The 17002-nt window shown below is 61.9% G+C and carries 12 protein-coding genes; 9 read left to right on the top strand and 3 right to left on the bottom strand.

The annotated features are described in order from the left end of the window. Window positions 1–197: 197 nt before the first annotated feature. Window positions 198–2618 (bottom strand): endopeptidase La, encoded by a 2421-nt coding sequence (gene lon / locus HF257_RS07080; protein ID WP_185707697.1) that lies wholly within the window; start codon window positions 2616–2618, stop codon window positions 198–200. A 92-nt stretch (window positions 2619–2710) separates the two neighbouring features. Then, window positions 2711–3700: a GntR family transcriptional regulator gene (locus HF257_RS07085; protein WP_185707695.1), complete on the bottom strand. Its 990-nt coding sequence runs from the start codon at window positions 3698–3700 to the stop codon at window positions 2711–2713. 337 nt (window positions 3701–4037) lie between these two features. Between HF257_RS07085 and HF257_RS07090 the strand changes: the two genes are divergently transcribed. The 9 genes from HF257_RS07090 (at window position 4038) to HF257_RS07130 (ending at window position 14276) form a co-directional block, all read left to right on the top strand. Continuing rightward, complete coding sequence (locus tag HF257_RS07090; protein ID WP_185707693.1) at window positions 4038–5360, top strand: amidase; 1323 nt, start codon at window positions 4038–4040, stop codon at window positions 5358–5360. Between the two features lie 11 nt (window positions 5361–5371). Continuing rightward, window positions 5372–6250 carry a polysaccharide deacetylase family protein gene (locus tag HF257_RS07095; RefSeq protein WP_065906905.1) on the top strand — a complete coding sequence of 293 codons (879 nt, stop codon included), beginning with the start codon at window positions 5372–5374 and terminating at the stop codon, window positions 6248–6250. A gap of 37 nt (window positions 6251–6287) precedes the next feature. After that, window positions 6288–7628 carry an MFS transporter gene (locus HF257_RS07100; RefSeq protein ID WP_185707691.1) on the top strand — a complete coding sequence of 447 codons (1341 nt, stop codon included), beginning with the start codon at window positions 6288–6290 and terminating at the stop codon, window positions 7626–7628. A 10-nt stretch (window positions 7629–7638) separates the two neighbouring features. Next, on the top strand, window positions 7639–8400 hold the full coding sequence (locus HF257_RS07105; protein WP_185707689.1) for an SDR family NAD(P)-dependent oxidoreductase: 762 nt from the start codon (window positions 7639–7641) through the stop codon (window positions 8398–8400). A 139-nt stretch (window positions 8401–8539) separates the two neighbouring features. After that, window positions 8540–9289 carry an SDR family NAD(P)-dependent oxidoreductase gene (locus HF257_RS07110; protein ID WP_185707687.1) on the top strand — a complete coding sequence of 250 codons (750 nt, stop codon included), beginning with the start codon at window positions 8540–8542 and terminating at the stop codon, window positions 9287–9289. Between the two features lie 13 nt (window positions 9290–9302). Next, entirely contained in the window at window positions 9303–9602 is a 300-nt protein-coding gene (locus tag HF257_RS07115) for a hypothetical protein (RefSeq protein ID WP_185707685.1), read from the top strand. After that, window positions 9599–10573, top strand: coding sequence for a CobW family GTP-binding protein (locus HF257_RS07120; protein ID WP_185712077.1), 975 nt, complete (start codon window positions 9599–9601; stop codon window positions 10571–10573). The genes HF257_RS07115 and HF257_RS07120 overlap by 4 nt, the downstream gene beginning before the upstream one ends. Beyond that, complete coding sequence (locus tag HF257_RS07125) at window positions 10570–11742, top strand: ABC transporter substrate-binding protein (RefSeq protein WP_185707681.1); 1173 nt, start codon at window positions 10570–10572, stop codon at window positions 11740–11742. Before HF257_RS07120 ends, HF257_RS07125 begins: the two co-directional genes overlap by 4 nt. Before the next feature lie 197 nt (window positions 11743–11939). Further along, window positions 11940–14276 carry a putative bifunctional diguanylate cyclase/phosphodiesterase gene (locus HF257_RS07130; protein ID WP_185707679.1) on the top strand — a complete coding sequence of 779 codons (2337 nt, stop codon included), beginning with the start codon at window positions 11940–11942 and terminating at the stop codon, window positions 14274–14276. A gap of 224 nt (window positions 14277–14500) precedes the next feature. Here the strand turns inward: HF257_RS07130 and HF257_RS07135 are convergent, their stop codons facing one another. Next, window positions 14501–16918 (bottom strand): glucose/quinate/shikimate family membrane-bound PQQ-dependent dehydrogenase, encoded by a 2418-nt coding sequence (locus HF257_RS07135; RefSeq protein WP_185707676.1) that lies wholly within the window; start codon window positions 16916–16918, stop codon window positions 14501–14503. Window positions 16919–17002: the final 84 nt, after the last annotated feature.

The following is a 17002-nucleotide window of genomic DNA, read 5'->3' on the forward strand; positions in this document are numbered from 1 at the left end:
CTCCGTTCATTCGCGACGAACGGCGAGCATAACCGAAGATGAGACAAGGTGTGACAGAGCTGGATTTTGTGTTGATTGGGCTGACCCCTTCGCGAGCAAGCCCGCTCCCACACTTGACCGCATTCCAAAGGCTGTACTCGGTCAAATGTGGGAGCCGGCTTGCTCGCGAAAGGGCCAGCCCAGCCACTGCATGGCTATCAGAACAGCACTTTGGCCACATCCGCGAACCGCTTGGCAAAGTGCACGGTCATGCCTTCCTTGAGGTACTCCGGCAATTCCTCAAAGCTGCCACGGTTTGGCTCCGGCAGGATCAGCTCATGAATCTTCTGACGCCGCGCCGCGATCACCTTTTCACGCACCCCACCAATCGGCAGCACATGACCGGTCAACGTCAGCTCGCCGGTCATGGCCACGCCCTTTTTCGGTGGCTGGTTACGCGCCAGCGACAACAGCGCACTGGCCATCGTCACACCTGCACTTGGGCCGTCTTTTGGCGTGGCCCCTTCCGGCACGTGCAAGTGTACGAAGGCTTCGTCGAAGAACTTCGGATCACCGCCGAACGACTTCAGGTTCGAGCTGATGTAGCTGTAGGCGATTTCGGCGGATTCCTTCATCACTTCACCCAGCTGCCCGGTGAGCTTGAAGCCGCGATTGAGCGTATGGATGCGCGTCGCCTCGATCGGCAACGTCGCGCCGCCCATGCTGGTCCAGGCCAGGCCGGTGATCACGCCGGTGCCGGACAGCACTTGTTCATTGCGGAACACCGGCATCCCCAAGGAGCTTTCCAGGTCTTTGTTGCCAATCTTGATCACCGAGTCCGGCTCATCCAGCAACTTGACCACGGCCTTGCGCACCAGTTTGCCCAGTTGTTTCTCCAGCTGGCGTACGCCGGCTTCGCGCGCATAACCGTCGATCAATGCACGCAACGCGCCGTCGCTGATGGTCAGGCTGGTTTTTGCCACACCGGCTTTTTCCAGCTGTTTTGGCCACAGGTGACGCTTGGCGATCGCGACTTTTTCTTCGGTGATATAGCCCGACAGGCGAATCACTTCCATACGGTCCAGCAACGGGCCGGGGATCGAATCCAGGGTGTTGGCGGTGCACACGAACAGGACTTTGGACAGGTCCATGCGCAGGTCCAGGTAGTGATCGAGGAATTCGACGTTCTGTTCCGGGTCCAGGGTTTCCAGCAAGGCCGACGCTGGGTCGCCCTGGAAGCTTTGGCCCATCTTGTCGATCTCGTCGAGCATGATCACCGGGTTCATCACCTCCACATCCTTGAGCGCCTGCACCAGCTTGCCGGGCAAGGCGCCGATGTAGGTGCGGCGGTGGCCCTTGATCTCGGCCTCGTCACGCATGCCGCCGACGCTGAACCGATAGAATGGCCGTCCTAGGGATTCGGCAATGGATTTACCTACGCTGGTCTTGCCCACGCCCGGCGGGCCCACCAGCAAGACGATGGAGCCGGCGACCTCGCCTTTATAGGCGCCCACCGCCAGGAATTCGAGGATGCGGCTCTTGATGTCGTCCAGGCCCGCGTGGTGTTTATCCAGCACCTTGCGTGCGTGTTTCAGGTCGAGTTTGTCTTCACCATACACGCCCCATGGCACCGAGGTGGCCCAGTCCAGGTAATTGCGCGTGACCGCGTATTCCGGCGAGCCGGTTTCCAGGATCGACAGTTTGTTCAGTTCTTCATCGATACGCTTTTGCGCCTGGGCCGGCAGCACTTTGCCTTGCAGGCGTTGTTCGAACTGCTCGACGTCGGCGCTGCGGTCGTCCTTGGTCAGCCCCAGTTCCTGCTGGATGACCTTGAGCTGTTCCTTGAGGAAAAACTCGCGCTGATGCTCACCGATCTTGCGGTTCACTTCGGCGGAGATTTCTTTTTGCAGGCGCGCGACTTCAACTTCCTTGCGCAGCATCGGCAGCACTTTTTCCATGCGCTTGAGCATGGGCACGCAGTCCAGCACTTCCTGCAACTCGTTGCCTGTCGCCGAAGTCAACGCGGCGGCGAAGTCGGTAAGTGGCGACGGGTCATTGGGGCTGAAGCGGTTGAGGTAGTTTTTCAACTCTTCGCTGTACAGCGGGTTGAGCGGCAGCAGTTCCTTGATCGCATTGATCAGCGCCATGCCGTAGGCCTTGACCTCGTCGGTCGGCTCGGAAGGCTGGTGCGGGTATTCGACCTCCACCAGGTACGGTGGGCGGTGGTGCTTGAGCCAGGTCTTGATGCGTACGCGGGTCAGGCCCTGGGCCACAAATTGCAGCTTGCCGTTCTCGCGGCTGGCGTGGTGCACCTTCACCAAGGTGCCGTACAGCGGCAGGGCGGAGGTGTCGAAGTGGCGCGGGTCTTCGGGCGGCGTCTCCATGAAAAACAGCGCCAGGGAGTGGTGGTCGGATTTGCTCACCAGCTCAAGCGTCTCGGCCCATGGCTCTTCATTGACGATCACCGGCAACACTTGCGCCGGGAAGAACGGCCGATTGTGGATTGGGATGATGTAGACCTTGTCCGGCAGGTTCTGCCCAGGTAACGCCAGGCCGGTATTTGATGAAGTGGATTCGGCGTTTTCGGGGTCGGCGTAGTCGTTCAGGTCGTAATCAGGGAAGGCTTGCTGGTCGCTCATGGGGCACCTGCATAAGGAAGTATGCAGGTTAGATGGGGCGGGGCAGTGGTGGTTTCAATGGTCTGGGGTTGTTAGTAACAAATTGCATGAATTCAGCTGATTTTATGCAGATAGCTGGGAAGGGGTTGTTCTGGAAGCACCGACAACACCTTCAAACGCTGCAACATGCGCTGCCGGGCCCGTTGCAAATGCTCGCGCAAATTCAACGCCGCCGCATCAAACGCGCCATGCAGCAACAGCTCCAGAATCAACCGATGTTCGGCCAACATCGCCGGATCAGCACCGATCCCCAACAAACGATAGAAAATCCGGCTGATGATCATCGGGCTCTGGCCTTGGCGGATCAACGCGGCGATCTTGCGGTTCTGCAGGCCGGCCAGGCAGCGTTGGTGCAAGTCCTCCTCGATCTGCTCGATAGCCTCCAGGCTGCAATGAGGGCTGTCCTGGGCGTCGAGCACCCGTTGCAACATGGCCTCGAGCAGTTCGCGGTCAAGGTTCGGTGCGCTCTGGCGCAGGGCTTCGGGTTCCAGGCAGGCGCGCAACTCGTAGTCTTCGGTCACTTCCCGCGCAGTCAAAGGCCCGGCCAGCCATTGGGAATAGGGCTCTTTTTCCACCAAGCCGCGATCACGCAAACGCATCAGCGCTTCACGCACCACAGCACGGCTGACGCCATAGTGGTCGGCGGCAGCTTGTTCATCCAGGCGGTAATGGCCGAAAGCAATGCACGTGGACAGCGCTGCGCCGATCTCCTCGACGATGCGTTCGCCCAGTGGTCGCGTGTCCACCAACTCATCTTCACCATTCAAGCCAAGGTGGGCGTGGCTCAAGGGCAGGCGCAACGGTTCCATCGCCAGGCCTTCAGGGTTGATCAGGTAACCCCGGCCGTTGAAGCGGCAGATCAAGCCTTCGGCATGCAGCAGGTCCAGCGCCTTGCGCACCGGCACGCGGCTGGTGCCGAACAATTCGGCCAGGGGTGCTTCCAGCAACACCAAGCCATGGCGGGCGGTGCCGTTGACGATCGCGTCACGCAACACTTGGTGAATCATCGCGTAACGGGAGGCCGAGGCGGACACTGCTTTCATCACTTTCTCAGGGGCTTGTAGGACGGTGACCGGGGATTCTCTCATAAGTTGCGCCTGTCACCCTGCGCCACATCGATGGCACTTTTTTGGGGCTCTGAATGTAGGAATGTTACTTTTCTGCACCAAAATGTACTTATTAATAAAAGATACATTATTTCATTGAAGGCCCTTGTCGGCTTCTGGGCAAGATATTTTTCCCACGATCAAAACCATCTATCCCGTAGCTCTGGGTTAAAAACCCGTTGCATGCAGAAACGCCGCTATTGAGACTGGCACGAAACCTGCCTTTGTAAAATGTACATTTTATTAATATGTACGTTTTGTGAGGGTCATCCCGATGTCAGACGCCACTTCCATGGCCGAGGATTTCGCCAGCGGTCGCAGCGACCCGGTGCAAGCCCTCGAACAGGCGCTCGTCCACGCGAGCATGGCCCCCAGCGTGTTTATCTCCCTGACCGCCGAGCGCGCTCGCCGTGAGGCCGAGGCCGCTGCCGCCCGCTGGCGCGCTGGTCAACCCTTGAGCGTGTTCGATGGAGTGCCGCTGGCCTGGAAGGACCTGTTCGATGTGGCCGGCAGCGTCACCACAGCTGGCGCCGCCTATCGCCGCAATGCGCCCGCCGCGTTGCTGGATGCGCCCAGCGTCGGCCTGTTATGCCGTGCCGGGATGGTAAGCGTTGGCAAGACCAACCTCAGCGAACTGGCCTATTCCGGCCTGGGCCTGAACCCGCATTTCGGCACCCCGTTCAACCCTAGCAGCAGTGATCAGGCGCGCATTCCCGGCGGGTCCTCATCGGGGTCGGCGGTTGCCGTGGCCGCTGGCATCGTACCGATTGCCATGGGCACCGACACCGCCGGTTCAATCCGCATCCCTGCGGCGCTCAATGGTGTGGTGGGCTATCGCAGCAGCAGTCGACGCTACAGCCGCGACGGCGTATTTCCTTTGGCTCACACGCTCGACAGCCTCGGCCCGCTGACCCGCAGTGTGCGCGACGCCCTGGCCATCGACGACTTGCTCAATGGTCGTCGCCAAACCCACAGCGCCCGCAGCCTCAAGGGCCAGCGCTTCGTGCTGGCGCAACAAGAGGTCGAACCTGCCGTGCGCAATAACCTGCTGCGCGCAGTGGAGCAGCTAAAGGCCCAAGGCGCGCTGATCGAAGAGCGCGAGTGCCCGACCTTCGAAGCCACCCTGGCATTGATCAAGGACCATGGCTGGCTCGGCTCTTTCGAAGCCTTTGCCCTGCACGAAGCGCTGCTCGACAGCCCCGACGCTGAGCAACTCGACCCGCGTGTACGGCGTCGTCTCGAAGCGGCGCGTGCGCTGCCAGCGAGCCAACTGCTGCACTTGGTCGATGCCCGCCGCCGCCTGCAACAGCAGCTGGTCGATGACCTCGACGGTGCAATCCTGATCACCCCGACCGTCGCCCACGTTGCGCCCGCCTTGGCGCCGCTGGAAGCCGACGACGACCTCTTCGTCAAAACCAACCTCGCCACCCTGCGCCTGACCATGCCCGGCAGTTTGCTCGACATGCCCGGCGTGACCCTGCCCAGCGGCCGCGATGCCCAGGGCCTGCCCACCGGGTTGCTGCTCAGCGCCCCGACGGGGGAAGACGCTCGCTTGCTGCGCGCGGCGTTGTCCGTCGAATCCGTACTTAACGTTTAAGGAGACACACCATGGCTAAAGACATCCTTTGTGCATTTGGCGTCGACGTTGACGCCGTCGCCGGCTGGCTCGGTTCCTACGGCGGCGAAGACTCGCCGGACGACATCTCCCGCGGCCTGTTCGCCGGTGAGGTCGGCGCGCCGCGCCTGCTCAAATTGTTCGAGCGCTACGGCCTGCGAACCACCTGGTTTATCCCCGGCCATTCGATGGAAACCTTCCCCGAACAAATGAAGGCCGTGGCCGACGCTGGCCATGAAATCGGCGTGCACGGTTACAGCCACGAAAACCCGATCGCGATGACCGCCGAGCAGGAAGAGATCGTCCTCGATAAATCCATCGAGCTGATCACCCAAGTCACCGGCAAGCGACCGACCGGCTACGTTGCACCGTGGTGGGAATTCAGCAAGGTCACCAACGAACTGCTGCTGAAAAAAGGCATCAAGTACGACCACAGCCTGATGCACAACGACTTCCACCCCTACTACGTACGCAAGGGCGACACCTGGACCAAGATCGACTACAGCCAGCACCCCGACACCTGGATGAAACCCCTGGTGCGCGGCGAAGAAACCGACCTGGTGGAGATCCCGGCCAACTGGTACCTGGACGACCTGCCGCCGATGATGTTCATCAAGAAAGCCCCCAACAGCCACGGTTTCGTCAACCCGCGTCACCTCGAAGAAATGTGGCGCGACCAGTTCGACTGGGTCTACCGCGAACACGAACACGCGGTGTTCACCATGACCATCCACCCCGATGTTTCCGGCCGCCCGCAAGTGCTGTTGATGCTTGAGCGGTTGATCGAACACATCCAGAGCCACGCTGGTGTGCGCTTCGTCACCTTTGACGAAATCGCCGATGACTTCATCCGCCGGCAACCGCGTACCTGACCCCTGAAAACAGCCCCCCATCCCTGAGGCGCGACCCATGTCCATCTACAACAAGCTTGACCTGACTGGCTGGAAACCCCGGCAACTGACGTCCCAGGAAGTGCGCTTCGCCACCTGGATCGCGTTTTTCGCCTGGGTGTTTGCGGTGTATGACTTCATCCTGTTCGGCACGTTGTTGCCGGAGATCGGCCGGCACTTTGGCTGGGGTGAAGTGGAGCAAGCCGAGATCGCGACCTGGGTGGCGGTGGGCACCGCCGTGGTTGCCTTCGCCATTGGCCCTGTGGTCGATAAATTGGGGCGACGCAAAGGCATCATCTTCACCGTGGCCGGTTCCGCGCTGTGTTCGGCGCTGACGGCGATTGGCGGGGCGTGGGGCAAGTCGCCGCTGATTCTGATCCGTTCGTTGGGCGGCCTGGGGTATGCCGAGGAAACCGTTAACGCCACGTATTTGAGTGAGCTGTACGGTGCTTCGCAAGACCCGCGCCTGACCAAACGCCGTGGTTTCATCTACAGCCTGGTGCAGGGCGGCTGGCCGGTTGGCGCGTTGATCGCTGCGGGTTTGACCGCACTGTTGTTGCCGATCATCGGTTGGCAGGGCTGCTTCATTTTCGCCGCCATCCCGGCGATTGTGATCGCGATCATGGCGCGCAAGCTCAAGGAGAGCCCGCAGTTCCAGATCCACCAGCGCATCAGCGAGCTGCGTAAAAGCGGCGCGGTGAAAGAAGCGCAAAACGTCGCCGTGACCTACGGCGTGGACTACGACGAACACAGCAAGGCTGGCCTCAAGGCTGCGTTCCGTGGCCCAGCCCGTCGCGCCACCTTGGTGATCGGCGCTGCGTTGCTGCTCAATTGGGCGGCGATCCAGGTGTTCAGCGTGTTGGGCACATCGGTGATCGTCAGCGTGCACCACATCTCGTTCGAAAACTCGCTGATCATCCTCGTGCTGTCGAACCTGGTGGGTTACTGCGGTTACCTCAGCCACGGTTGGATGGGCGACAAGATCGGCCGTCGCAACGTGATTGGCCTGGGGTGGATGCTCGGCGGGTTGTCGTTCGCCGGCATGCTGTTTGGCCCGAGCAATATGGCGATGGTGGTCGGGTTGTACAGCCTGGGGCTGTTCTTCCTGATCGGCCCGTACTCGGCGGCATTGTTCTTTATCAGTGAAAGTTTCCCCACCAGCATCCGCGCCACCGGCGGCGCAATCATCCACGCGATGGGCCCGATTGGCGCCGTGGTTGCAGGCTTCGGCGCGACCCAAGTGTTGTCGGCCGGCAGTGACTGGCAGACCGCCGCGCTGTGGTTCGGTGCGGTGCCGTGCTTCTTGTCCGGCATGTTGATGTTTGCCGCTCGCCATGTGCGTCCGGAAACCGTTCAGTAAGGAGTCTTTGATGAGCCGTAAAGTTGCCTTGATTACCGGTGCCGCCAGTGGCATCGGCCAAGCCCTCGCCGTGGCCTATGCCCGCAATGGGGTGGCGGTGGTCGGCGGGTATTACCCGGCCGATCCTCATGACCCGCACACCACCGTGGCCCTGGTGGAAGACGCCGGCGGCGAGTGCCTGATGTTGCCGCTGGACGTGGGCAATACTGCTTCGGTAGACGCATTGGCCGATCAAGCCGTGCAGCACTTCGGCCGCCTGGATTACGCCGTGGCCAACGCCGGTTTACTGCGCCGTGCGCCGCTGCTGGAAATGACCGATGCGCTGTGGGACGAGATGCTCAATGTCGACCTGACGGGGGTGATGCGCACCTTCCGCGCGGCCACCCGGCATATGAGTGAAGGCGGCGCGCTGGTGGCGATATCTTCGATTGCCGGCGGCGTGTATGGCTGGCAGGAGCACAGCCATTACGCGGCGGCCAAGGCCGGTGTGCCGGGGTTGTGCCGGTCGTTGGCGGTGGAATTGGCGCCGTTGGGCATTCGTTGCAATGCGGTGATCCCGGGGTTGATCGAGACGCCGCAGTCGCTGGATGCGAAGAACTCGTTGGGGCCGGAAGGCTTGGCCAAGGCCGCGCGGGCGATCCCGCTGGGGCGGGTAGGGCGGGCGGATGAAGTGGCGTCGTTGGTGCAGTTCTTGACCAGTGAGGCGTCGAGTTATTTGACCGGGCAAAGCATCGTCATCGATGGCGGCCTGACCGTGCGCTGGCCGGATTAACGGGTGTACCCAATCCAAATGTGGGAGCGGGCTTGCTCGCGAAAGCGGTGGGTCAGATAAGTTTATTGTGACTGAAACACCGCATTCGCGAGCAAGCCCGCTCCCACATTGGACTTGTGTTTGATCCAGGAGAATTTACATGCCTCAACTTTCTAACCGCCGCGCTGTGATCACCGGTGCCGGCAGCGGCATCGGTGCCGCCATCGCCCGCGCCTACGCCGCTGAGGGCGCACGCCTGGTGCTGGCCGACCGCAACGCCGCCAGCCTCGCCGAAACCGCGATCACCTGCCGCAACCTCGGCGCCGAAGTTCACGAGTGCCTGGGCGATGTGGGCACTGTCGAAGGCGCCCAGGCCAGTGTGGATAAATGCGTCGAACAGTTCGGCGGCATCGACATTCTGGTCAACAACGCCGGCATGCTCACCCAGGCGCGCTGCATCGATCTCACCCTCGAGATGTGGAACGACATGCTGCGCGTCGACCTCACCAGCGTGTTCATCGCCAGCCAGCGCGCCCTGCCGCACATGCTCGCGCAGCGCTGGGGGCGGATCATTAACGTGGCCTCGCAACTTGGTATCAAGGGCGGCGCCGAACTCACCCATTACGCCGCCGCCAAGGCCGGGGTGATCGGGTTTACCAAGTCCCTGGCCCTGGAAGTTGCCAAGGACAACGTACTGGTCAACGCCATCGCCCCTGGCCCGATTGAAACACCCTTGGTGGGCGGCATCAGCGACGACTGGAAACGCGCCAAAGCCAAGGAGTTGCCCCTATGCCGATTCGGCTTGGCCGATGAAGTGGCACCCACCGCCGTGCTGTTGGCAAGCGAGCCGGGTGGCAACCTGTTCGTTGGCCAGACCCTGGGCCCCAACTCGGGCGATGTCATGCCATGAGTGAGGTGTAGCCATGTGCGGACTCTGCGGGCTGCTCGGCGAAGACCTGCACTGGAGCGACCCCCTGGGTGATGAGTTGCCCCGGCGCCGCGAACGCTTGCGCCGGATCGCGGCGATCAACCAGGTGCTGGCGGTGTTCCGGCTCAAGGTCGAGGACTTCCAAGGCGCCTCTTACCTGCTATTGGGCGCCACCGGCAAACAGGCACTGGCCAGCGGCCTGGATCAACTCTGGCAGGCCGCCGAAACCATGCTCGGCCGCCCGTTGGACCCGCTCGATCCGCAGTTGCTGGATCACTTGGAGTCAACCCCATGAGCATCGCCCTCAACGTCATCACCGGCTTCCTCGGCAGTGGGAAGACCACCTTGCTCAAGCGCCTATTGCAAGGTGAAAGCCTGGGCGACACGGCGTTGCTGATCAATGAGTTCGGCGACGTCGGCATCGACCACCTGCTGGTGGAAGAAGTCGCGCCGGACACCGTGCTGCTGCCCAGCGGGTGCGTATGTTGCTCGATCCGTGGCGAGCTCAAAGACACGCTGCTCGGTCTGCTGCAACGCCGCGAACGCGGTGAGATTCCTGCGTTCAAGCGCGTGATCCTGGAGACCACCGGCCTGGCCGACCCGGCGCCGATCCTTGCGACCCTGAACAACGACGTGCAACTGCGCGGGCGTTTTCATATCGGCCTGGTGATCACCTTGGTGGACGCCAGCCACGCGGCGCTGCAAGAACGCCTGCACCCGGAATGGCTGGCGCAGGTCGCGGCAGCAGACCGCCTGCTGCTGAGCAAGACCGACCTGGCAGGTGACTGCGCGCCATTGCGCGCGCACTTGCAGGCTCTCAACGCCGGTACGCCGATCCTCGATACCCATGACATCCACAGCGGCGATCAACTGCTGCTCGGTGAAGGGTTGCGCAGTGCCGAGCCGGCGGTTGAAGTCAGCCGCTGGCAGCTGCATCAACCCACTGCGACCACCCATGGCGCCGCGCAAGTCTGCTGCCTGACCTTTGACCAACCGTTGGACTGGGTGGGTTTCGGGGTGTGGTTGTCGATGCTGTTAAGATGCCATGGCGAACGAATCCTTCGTGTCAAAGGACTGCTCAACGTGAACGCCAGTAACGCTCCCATCGTCATTCATGGCGTGCAGCACTGCCTGCATGCCCCGGTCCATCTGCCTGCGTGGCCGGGCAGTGACCGCCAATCGCGGCTGGTGTTTATCCTGCGCGGGCTCGACCCGGCGCAATTGCGCCGCTCGTTTGAAGTGTTCTCGCGGCGGTTCGCCGCATGATCACTTTGCGTGTCCTTGGCACTTCCGTGACCTTGCTGGAATGCTTGCGCGTGCGGGCCGAGCAAGAACTGGGCATTCGCCTGGTGTACCAGGTGCACGACGTCGAACAGGCCCAGCGCATCGCGGTGATGCAACCTGACAGTTATGACCTGTACGACCAGTGGTTCCACAACGTCGACTTTGTGTGGCCGGCGCGGGCGATCCAGCCTATCGACACCCGGCGCATCGCGCTGTGGCACGAGATCAATGACCTGCCCAAGCGCGGGCGCTTGTCACCCAACGACTGTCTCGGCAGCGGCAGCGTGCCCAGCGAACGCCTGTTCGTGCAGCACGATGGCAGCCTGGGCAGCACGGTTACCGACCGCATCAGCATGCTGCCGCTGACCCACAACGCCGACAGCTTCGCCTACCGTCCCGAGCGTTTGCCCGAAGGTTTTTGCCACGGCAATGAAAGCTGGGGCTGGTTGCTGGACCCGGCCTGGAGTGCCCGCACCGCGTTGCAGAGTGACGCCGCCATCGGCGCCCTGGACGCTGCACTGGCCTTGCAGGGTGCGGGGCTGGCGCAGTTCAACGACATCGGCAACATGAGCATCGAAGAGATCGATGTGCTTGCCGACATCCTGGTGCGCAAACAGAAGGAAGGGCACTTCGCGGCGTTCTGGTCGGATGACGAAGAGGCCGCGCAATTGATGCTCAGCCCCAGCGTCGATATCCAGAGCCTGTGGTCGCCGGCCCTGATGCGCCTGCACCGCGCCGGCGTGAAATACCGCCTGGCAGTACCACGTGAAGGTTATCGTGCCTGGTTTGGTGGTTTGTCGCTGTCGCGCCATGCAAAGGGCCCGGTGCTTGATGCGGCGTATGCCTACCTCAACTGGTGGCTGTCCGGCTGGCCCGGCGCGGTGATGGCGCGCCAGGGCTATTACATCGGCAACCCGGCGCGCAGCCGCGATCACCTCAGCAGCGCCGAATGGGATTATTGGTACGCGGGCAAACCTGCGCGGGAAGAACTGCTGGGCAGCGATGGTTTGCCACTGATCGATATTGGCGAAGTGCGCGACGGTGGCTCCTACGAGCAGCGCATGGGCCATATCGCCGTGTGGAACTCGGTCATGGATGAGCACAACTACCTGGTGCGGCGATGGGGGGACTTTATGCGCGCTCGCGGCTGATCCTTGTCGCCAATAAAGTGACAGTGAAATCCCTGGTTTTATTGGGTGAACTTCTGCTTTCTCCCAGCTAATCTGCTAAAACCAAATATTCCATAAAAATGGATATTTTTTTGACGCCAGGTCTGCAGTTGCCAGGGAAGCCAATGAAAAAGGAACGTAGTGGCAGGGAGAGGCGCACGCTGCCAGAGGGCACTGCAATGAGGTGGCGCCACACGTTCCAAACCCGTATTGCCGGGGTGCTGGCGCTGTTGTTGCTGGTGGTGGTGGCCGCCACTTACTTCGCGGTCAAGGCCGCTACCTCCCGCGCCGTGGAAAACCAGGCGCAAGTCCAATTGAAAACCGGTAGCCAGGTGTTCGAACGCCTGCTGGATTTACGTGGGCGGCGCCTGCAATACGGTCTCGACTGGCTGACCGTGGATATCCCTTTCAAACAAGCCGTGGCCGAAGGCAGCACGGTGCCGATCCTGGCGGCCTTGCGTCGTCACGGCACCGGCATTCGTTCCAGCGAGGTGTTCGTGCTGGGCATGGACGGCAAGGTCATGGTCAGCACCTTGCCGGTGTTTACCCGAGGCCAGTCGTTCCCTTATGACGACGCCTTGCGCCGTGCGCGACGCACGGGTTTGCAGATGCTGATCGTGGCCATGGACGGGCAACCGTACCTGCTGGTGCAGGATGAAGTGCTCGACCCGTTGCCCATCGCCCGCGTCGTCATGGGCTTCCCCATGGACACACTGTTCGCCAATGAGCTGCGCTCGATGAGCAACCTGGACGTGTCGTTCCTCAGCGTGCAGAACGGCAAGCCGGGGCCGTTGTTCAGCACACACCCCGATGCTTATCAGGCCGCCATCATCCACCAGATGCGCGGTGCACAAGTGAACCCCGAAGCGCAGATAGGTCTGTTTTACGGCGAGCGAGTGCTCAGCCAAGTGCTGCCGTTGGACAACACCGGCGACGGCGATGAAGTACGGGTGTTACTGCAGAGCCCGCTGGACCATGCGCTGGAGTCTTTTGCGCCGCTGGATCGGCAATTCCTTGGGATTGCCGTGGCGGTGCTGCTGGTGTCGTTGGCCGGTGCGTTGTTTTTGGCGCGGCGCGTGTCGCGTCCACTGACCGCGTTGGTGCAGGCGGCCGAGCGCATCGGTGCCGGTGACTACCGCACGCCGGTGCGAGTGCGCAGCCACGACGAGTTTGGCCTGCTGGCCCGGGCGTTCAATGCCATGCAAAGCGGCATCGCCGTGCGTGAGCGGCAGTTGGCGCACAACGCGTTGCATGACCCGCTGACCGGCCTGCCGAACCGTGCGCTGGCCATGGAGCGGCTGGGCAGTGCGATCAGTGCGCGAAGACCGGTGGTGTTGCTGTACCTGGGCATCGAGAACTACCGGGTGATCAATGAAGGTTTTGGTCCTGAAGGCGTCGAGGAAATGCTGCGCGAGGCCAGCCGCTGTTTGTCCATGAGCCTGCTGGCCAGCGACACGGCCGCACGGATCGCCGGCAGTGAGTTCCTGTTGTTGCTGGAAAACACCGAGATCGACCGCGCCGTGGCGCGTGCCGACCGCCTCTACGCGTTGCTCACCGAGCCGCAGCGCATCGGCAACGATGAACTGCGCCATGAAGTGAGCATTGGCATCGCGGCTTACCCCGATGATGGCCAGCAGGTTGAAGAACTGATCAGCCGCGCCGCCATCGCCCGCCACGACGCGGCGAGCCTGCCAGGGCATTTGCAGATTTATCAGCAGGACCGTGACCTGGCCCACCAGCGCCAGATCACCTTGATTCGTGACCTGCGTCGGGCCGCCGTCGAGGGGGAGTTGTTCCTGTGCTACCAGCCCAAGCTGGACCTCAAGCACGGCCACGTGCGCCAAGCCGAAGCCCTGCTGCGCTGGCAGCATCCGACATTGGGCCAAGTGTCGCCCGCAGAATTCATCCCTCTGGCCGAGCGTACCGGTAGCATGGGCAGCCTGACTTTGTGGGTGATTGAAGAGGCGATCCGCCAAATCGGCGAGTGGTCGCTGCGCGGGTTGTTTATCCAGTTGTCGGTGAATATCTCGGTGGCCGACCTGGCCGATGATGACCTGGCGATTCGGGTCACGGCCTTGCTGATGCAATACAAAGTGGATGCCCAGCAATTGATTTTCGAGATCACCGAAAGCGCGATCATGCACAACCCCCAGCAGGCGCTCAGTGTGTTGGAGCAATTGCGCGGCTGCGGCATCAGCCTGTCGGTGGATGACTTCGGCACCGGTTATTCGTCGCTGGCGCAATTGCAGCGCCTGCCGGTGCAGGAGTTGAAGATCGACCAGTCCTTTGTACGCAACCTCGACAGCACCAGCGGTGACGGGGTGATCGTGCGCTCCACCATCGAGATGAGCCACAACCTGGGGCTCAAAGTGGTCGCGGAAGGCGTGGAGTTTGCCCCCAGCCTGAAACTGCTCAAGCAATGGAACTGCGACACGGCCCAGGGTTACCTGATCAGCCGGCCCTTGAATGCCATGGCGTTCGAAATGTGGATGCGCCGCGAGCGCGTGCCGCTGTAACGCCATGCGCAATTCACTGTGGGAGGTCTGTCAGGCTGAGGGGGACACCGCCGATCCCCTGTGGGAGCGGGCTTGCTCGCGAATGCGGTGGTTCAGTCAATATTTGCAGTGACTGACACGCCGTCTTCGCGAGCAAGCCCGCTCCCACATTTTGATCTTCGTCACACATGAAAAAGGCGGCGACCCTCAACAGGTCGCCGCCTTTTTATTACTGCCAGTGACGCTTAATCCGGCAGTTTGAACGCCATCACATAGTCACCCTGCTTGGTGCCCAGGGAACCGTGACCGCCGGCCATGACCAGCACGTACTGCTTGCCGTCTTTACCGGTGTAGGTCATCGGGGTGGTTTGCGCGCCTGCTGGCAGGCGGCCTTCCCACAGTTGCTTGCCGTTTTTCACGTCATAGGCACGCAGGTACTGGTCGAGGGTACCGCTGAGGAACGACACGCCACCGGCGGTGGTGAACGTACCGCCCAGGCTAGGCACGCCCATGGTCAGTGGGATTGGAACCGGCGAGCTATCACGCACGGTGCCGTTCTTGTGCATCCAGATGGTTTTGTGGGTGGTCAGGTCGACCGCCGCTACATAACCCCAGGCCGGTGCCTGGCACGGCAGGCCCATTGGCGACAGCAGTGCTTCGAGGATCACGCCGTAGGGCGCGCCTTTGTTCGGCTGTACACCTTCGGTTTCGCTGACACGTGGACCTTGTTTGGCAATGTCGGCAGCCGGGATCAGCTTGGATTTGAACGCCATGTAGCTCGGGTTCACGAAGGCGATCTGGCGTACCGGGTCGACGGAAATGCCGCCCCAGTCGAACACGCCGAAGTTACCTGGGTAAACGATCGAACCTTGCAGCGATGGCGGGGTGAACGGACCGTCGTAGCGCATCGACTTGAAGTCGATCCGGCAGATCAGTTGGTCGAACGGCGTCACGCCCCACATGTCGCGCTCTTTGAGGGGCGGCGGCATGAAGTTCAGGTCGGACTTGGGCTGAGTCGGGGAGGTGTGATCGCCAGCCACCGCACCTTGCGGTACTGGAATTTCATTGATCGGCACCACTGGCTGGCCGTTGGTACGGTCGAGCACGTAGATGCTGCCTTGCTTGGTCGACGCCATCACCGCTTGCTTCACGCCGTCAGCGGTCTTGATGTCGATCAGGGTTGGCTGGCCGCCTACGTCCATGTCCCACAGGTCGTGGTGAGTGAACTGGAAGGTCCATTTCACGTGGCCGCTGTCGATGTCCAGGGCAGTGAGGCCGGCGCTGTACTTCTCGGAGTCCGGGGTACGGTCGCCGCCGTACTGGTCGGGCATCTGGTTGCCCATTGGCAGGTACAGGGTGCCGAGTTTTTCATCCACGGCGAACATCGACCACATGTTTGGCGAGTTGCGAGTGTAGGTCTTGCCCTCGGCCAACGGGGTAGTGTCGTCCGGGTTGCCGCTGTCCCAGTTCCACACCAGTTTGCCGGTGTGCACGTCGAACGCACGGATCACGCCGCTAGGCTCATCGGTGGAGACGTTGTCGGTCACGTGGCCGCCGATCACGACCAGGTTCTTGGTCACGGCCGGTGGCGAAGTGGAGTAGTAACCGCCTGGGGCAAAGCTGCCGATGTTGGCACGCAGATCGACCTGGCCTTTGTCACCGAAGTCTTCGCACATCTTGCCGGTGTCGGCGTTGAGGGCGATCAGACGGGTATCGGCAGTCGGCACGAAGATGCGTTTCGGGCACACGGCACTGACGGGGGCCGCGCTTGCGGAACCGGTCGGGCTCTGCTCGGAGGCGTACACCGCATCATCGTGATACGACACGCCACGGCAGGTCATGTGCGCCCAACCCTTGAAGTTCGCGGCGCCTTGGCTGCTGATCTTCGGATCGAAACGCCAGATTTCCTTGCCGGTGTCCGGGTCCAAGGCAATCACTTGGCTGTGCGGGGTGCACACGTAAAGCATGCCGTTGACTTTCAGCGGGGTGTTTTCCGCGGTGGTCTCACCCGGATCGTTCGGGCCAGGGATGTCACCCGTGCGGTAGGTCCATGCTGGCACCAGTTTGTGCGCGTTTTCCGGGGTGATCTGCGCCAGCGGCGAGTAGCGATCACCGAAGGCCGAACGGCCATAGGAGTTCCAGTCGCCATCGGCCTGGGACGGCGCAGCACTGGCCATGCCCGGTACGGCGTCGCGGTCCAGTTGGCCGGTCTTGACCATTTCACCTGGGTTGGTGAATTGGCTGGCCAGCGCGGTAGCACCCGCCAATACCACGGCGATGCTCAGCGCGCCGGTGCCCAATGGCGCAGGTTGAGTGCGCAGCAACGGACGACGGAACCACGGCAGCAGCATGACGATGCCCAAGGCGAACAGCAGCGCCAGGCGCGGCACCAACTGCCACCAGTCCAGGCCGACTTCCCACAGTGCCCACACGGTGCTGGCGAACAACACCAGTGCGTACAGGCCCAGCGCGGCGCGATGGGTAGCCAACAGCAGCAGGCCGGTCAGGGCGATGCCAATACCGGCCAGCAGGTAGTACAACGACCCGCCGAGCATGCTCAGCTTGACGCCGCCGGCCAGTAAGGCCAGGCCCATGATCAGCAGCAAGACGCCTAGCAGCCTGGGCAGCAGGCGACTTGGGCTTGAGGCACCATCAGTGCTCATAGTGTGTTTCTCCGTTACGTTGGAATTATGTAACCCCATGCTTCACTGTAGATGACGATTCGGCACGGGCTTGGTTCAGCGTTA

This window comes from Pseudomonas cremoris (genome assembly GCF_014230465.1).

Bases quoted from the DNA above. Each gene is read 5' to 3' on its own strand.
- lon (WP_185707697.1), bottom strand. From the start codon at position 2,618: ATGAGCGACCAGCAAGCCTTCCCTGATTACGACCTGAACGACTACGCC.
- HF257_RS07085 (WP_185707695.1), bottom strand. From the start codon at position 3,700: ATGAAAGCAGTGTCCGCCTCGGCCTCCCGTTACGCGATGATTCACCAA.
- HF257_RS07090 (WP_185707693.1), top strand. From the start codon at position 4,038: ATGTCAGACGCCACTTCCATGGCCGAGGATTTCGCCAGCGGTCGCAGC.
- HF257_RS07095 (WP_065906905.1), top strand. From the start codon at position 5,372: ATGGCTAAAGACATCCTTTGTGCATTTGGCGTCGACGTTGACGCCGTC.
- HF257_RS07100 (WP_185707691.1), top strand. From the start codon at position 6,288: ATGTCCATCTACAACAAGCTTGACCTGACTGGCTGGAAACCCCGGCAA.
- HF257_RS07105 (WP_185707689.1), top strand. From the start codon at position 7,639: ATGAGCCGTAAAGTTGCCTTGATTACCGGTGCCGCCAGTGGCATCGGC.
- HF257_RS07110 (WP_185707687.1), top strand. From the start codon at position 8,540: ATGCCTCAACTTTCTAACCGCCGCGCTGTGATCACCGGTGCCGGCAGC.
- HF257_RS07115 (WP_185707685.1), top strand. From the start codon at position 9,303: ATGTGCGGACTCTGCGGGCTGCTCGGCGAAGACCTGCACTGGAGCGAC.
- HF257_RS07120 (WP_185712077.1), top strand. From the start codon at position 9,599: ATGAGCATCGCCCTCAACGTCATCACCGGCTTCCTCGGCAGTGGGAAG.
- HF257_RS07125 (WP_185707681.1), top strand. From the start codon at position 10,570: ATGATCACTTTGCGTGTCCTTGGCACTTCCGTGACCTTGCTGGAATGC.
- HF257_RS07130 (WP_185707679.1), top strand. From the start codon at position 11,940: ATGAGGTGGCGCCACACGTTCCAAACCCGTATTGCCGGGGTGCTGGCG.
- HF257_RS07135 (WP_185707676.1), bottom strand. From the start codon at position 16,918: ATGAGCACTGATGGTGCCTCAAGCCCAAGTCGCCTGCTGCCCAGGCTG.